Raw genomic sequence first — 3,660 nt, forward strand, 5'->3', positions numbered from 1 at the left:
GCATTCAATCACGCCACAGGCGTGACAGGACCCGCAAGGAAAAGGCATCAGCCGCTTGCGCGGCGGGGGGAGCACCTGAGCTTAGTGTCCAAAAATGAAACAGTCCCAGTGCATAGTGCTGAACCCCCGTCATGGCTTCAATTTTTCTTGTTTTTTGTGACCAAGTTAAACCCAGCAAAGCTGGAACGCGAGGCGTTGTTTCACCGGGCAGGCCCAGTTAAACCCTGCTTTGCAGGAAATCCTTCGGATTTGTTTCACCGGGCAGGCCCAGTTAAACCCTGCTTTGCAGGAAATCCTTCGGATTTGTTTCACCGGGCAGGCCCAGTTAAACCCTGCTTCCTTTATTGTTCCCACGCTCTGCGTGGGAACATCTTCCGGACGCTCCGCGTCCACCAATGACCGCAGAGCGTGGGAGCGATAAAAAAATAAGTGCCGGGTTGTCTGTCCCACAAACACTTCCCAAGCTGGAGCCTAGGAACGAGAGGTAACCAGGAACCAGGAACGAAGAACCAGGAACGAAGAACGAAGAACCAGGAACCGATTTTTAACGACCACCATGTTTGTTTGAAATCTGTGCTACGCGCCTAAACAGATGCCCATCGACATTGTGCAGACAGGACCAAGACTGAACCGGGTCGGAGACGATCCAAAATCCGGTGGCAGCCATGATGCAGCTGCCCATGTCAATGCCGGCAGAGTGAGATGGTCATCGCACGCATACAATATCTGAATCGATTTCCAGACGTACCACCAGGACTGAGCATGAGGCGTACCGGACCACCCTGGAGGTGTTGGAGCCGATGAAGTACTCGGTAAGGGTGGGGCGGTGAGCCGGGATGACTATCAGGTCGGCATTGATTTGCCCGGCGGTTTTCAGGATGCGGCGATAAACCTTTCCCTGGGCTACTATGTGCTGGATATCGATATCTTCGGGCAGATGTCTGGTAACCTGATCATGCAGGAGGTTTTCAGCTTCCCGAATAATATGGCTGCTGATGTCCTGGGGGAAGTAGTCGCCCACCATGGGCATGCCCAGGTCCGGAACGACAGTGAGCACATAAAGGCGGGCATTGTAAAACCTGCAGAGTTCCACTGCATTCTGCAGGGCATGATTGCGCAGACGTTCGTCTTCTTCCTGCAGGTCAACCGGGACAAGAATGCGCTGGTACATGAGTTATTCTCCTTTTTCCTGGATCCTGGATGCCATGAATTTCTGAAATCTCCGGACCTTGATTTTCTGGAAGATGTACAGGGCGAAAAACATGCATACGCCAAGAATCTGCATGCCCAGGCGGTCAAAGGGCAGGTAGGCCTCGAACACCCCCGGCCTGAAGGCTGTGGCGCAGGCCAGAAGTAGAAACAACCTTTCGTACCACCTGCATTTTATCACCAGCCAGCCCTGCAGAGCAGAGGCGAAGGCGAACATGGCGATGAGCCCGGAAAAGAATATCCAGGCCAGACGTACCGGGTCGTCAAGCCAGATTATACCTCCAGCGGCGGTAACCCCGGCAATCATTAGCAGTTCAGTGTTAAACAGAAAGATAAAGGGCAGGATAACTGTTCTCAGACTGTAATAGAAGGCCTGCACCCCTGTCTTGATGGGATCGGACCTGGCTATGGCCGCTCCGGCATAGGAAGCCAGACCTACCGGCGGGGTGACATCCGCCAGGATACCGAAATAAAACACAAACAGGTGAATGGCTATTACAGGAAAAATTATGCCCATGTCCGCGCCCAGGTGCAGAATGACCGGCGCGGTAAGGGTGGCCATGATTATATAGTTGGCGGTTGTGGGCATGCCCATGCCCAGGATAAGACTGGTCATGGCGGTGAGAACGAGCATCAGGGCCATGTTGCCCATGGAAAGCACGTCGATGATGTTTACAAAGCGACCCACCAGACCGGTTATGGAGACCACTCCCACGATTATGCCCGCCGTGGCCGTGGCTATGCCCACGGAGATCATGTTTCTGGCACCCATGATGAGTCCGTTCCAGAGATCGCGGAGTCCATCCACAAAAGCCCCGCCCAAAAAACGCTTCAGGTCAAGGTCCGGGTCCAGGGTGCCGGCCTTGCGGTGGTACCCCAGGGAAAGAAAAGCGATAATGGGGCGTTGCACCAGCATGATGACCATGAGAGCCTGAATGGCGTGCAGGGCTGAAGCAACAGGAGAGCGCCTGAGAATCACCAGATAAATTATCAGGATGGCCAGGGGGATGATAAAATGGCATCCTCGCAGGACTGTTTTCCAGAATTTTGGAAGATCCTTGCGTGGTATGGCCTTTACCCCCATTTTAACGGCTTCCAGGTGGACCACGTACAAAAGGGCCAGGTAGGCGATGAGGGCCGGAAACAGGGCCGCCCGGACCACGTCCAGGTACGGGATGCCGATGATTTCAGCCATGATAAACGCCGCCGCCCCCATGATGGGAGGCATGAGCTGTCCGTTGGTGGATGCGGCCACTTCTACTGCCCCGGCCTTGTGTCCTGGAAAGCCCACTTTTTTCATGAGTGGGATGGTGAAGGTTCCGGTGGTAACGGTATTGGCTATGGAAGAGCCCGAAACCATGCCGGTCAGGCCTGAAGCCAGGACTGCGGCCTTAGCCGGGCCTCCCTTGAAGGTCCCCAGGGCTGAAAAGGCCACGTCTATGAAATACTTTCCCCCGCCGGCCCGGTCCAGCAGGGAACCAAAAAGTACGAACAAAAATACAAAGGATACGGACACACCCAGAGGAACCCCGAAGATTCCGGTGGTGGTCAGGTACATGTCGCTGATCATGAAATCCAGGGGAATACCCCTGTGCCTGATGATTGCGGGGAGATAAGGGCCTATGAAGTTGTAGGCCAGAAAAACAGCGGCCAGGATGGCCAGTGCCGGACCCAGGGCCCTGCGGGCGGCTTCCAGCAGGAGTGCTATCAGGATGAAGCCCATGATGATATCGGTCTGGTTGGGCATGCCCTGGCGGAAAATGAGGTTGTCGAAATCCCACCAGATATACAGGGCGGACATCATACCCAGGGCGGCGAATATCCAGTCGTAGACGGGTATGGTCTTTCGAATGGATTTGCTGGCGAAAGAGGGAATTATTTTCTGGGTTAGACTGACCCAGAAGGGTATGGAGTGCTGCTTGTAGGCCGGATATACCAGAAAAACCAGTCCAAGGGCGAAAGCCAGGTGCCAGACCCTGGCTATATGCGAGTTTATGGGGTCATGGGCTATTGAGAGTTGAAAAATGGACCAGGCCAGGCACAGGAAGACAATAATTCCCCTGGACACATAACTGGCGGGGTCCCTGACACCGGCCTCCACCATGACCACCAGGTCTCTGGCTGCCTTGGACGTGAGTTTTGCTTTGTCCTGTCCGCTATGATTTTCTGTGGTATTCAGGTTTTCCGGGGGAGTGTTGCTTTTTCCAGCCTGTTCGCTCATGTGCTTACCTGTTCTGTTGACTGTTCTCCATTGGGGAAGAGGGATCACGGTGCCGGATAGCGGCAGCAAGAAAAAAACGGGATTGTGTCTTATCCGGAATTCAGGCAGTAAGATGCCTGTAAAGGGTCCAGCGGGTCATAAGGACCCGGACTGGTACGGGTCTAGGTTGCGGTGTCGCAGGGGGGCGCGGACACCTCCGGGCCAAAAGGGATTGATTATCACTACAGCGA

The 3,660-nt window shown here is 54.5% G+C and carries 2 protein-coding genes; both read right to left on the bottom strand.

The window, feature by feature from the left end:
- Positions 1 to 706: 706 nt before the first annotated feature.
- Complete coding sequence (locus QZP87_RS09125) at positions 707 to 1,171, bottom strand: universal stress protein (RefSeq protein ID WP_291322608.1); 465 nt, start codon at positions 1,169 to 1,171, stop codon at positions 707 to 709.
- A 3-nt stretch (positions 1,172 to 1,174) separates the two neighbouring features.
- The gene (locus QZP87_RS09130; protein WP_291322609.1) at positions 1,175 to 3,430 is read right to left on the bottom strand and encodes a TRAP transporter permease; all 2,256 of its coding nucleotides are present in this window, start codon (positions 3,428 to 3,430) and stop codon (positions 1,175 to 1,177) included.
- Positions 3,431 to 3,660: the final 230 nt, after the last annotated feature.

This window comes from Desulfonatronospira sp. (assembly GCA_003563255.1).
Classification (GTDB): Bacteria; Desulfobacterota; Desulfovibrionia; order Desulfovibrionales; family Desulfonatronovibrionaceae; genus Desulfonatronospira.

Bases quoted from the DNA above. Each gene is read 5' to 3' on its own strand.
- QZP87_RS09125 (WP_291322608.1), bottom strand. From the start codon at position 1,171: ATGTACCAGCGCATTCTTGTCCCGGTTGACCTGCAGGAAGAAGACGAA.
- QZP87_RS09130 (WP_291322609.1), bottom strand. From the start codon at position 3,430: ATGAGCGAACAGGCTGGAAAAAGCAACACTCCCCCGGAAAACCTGAAT.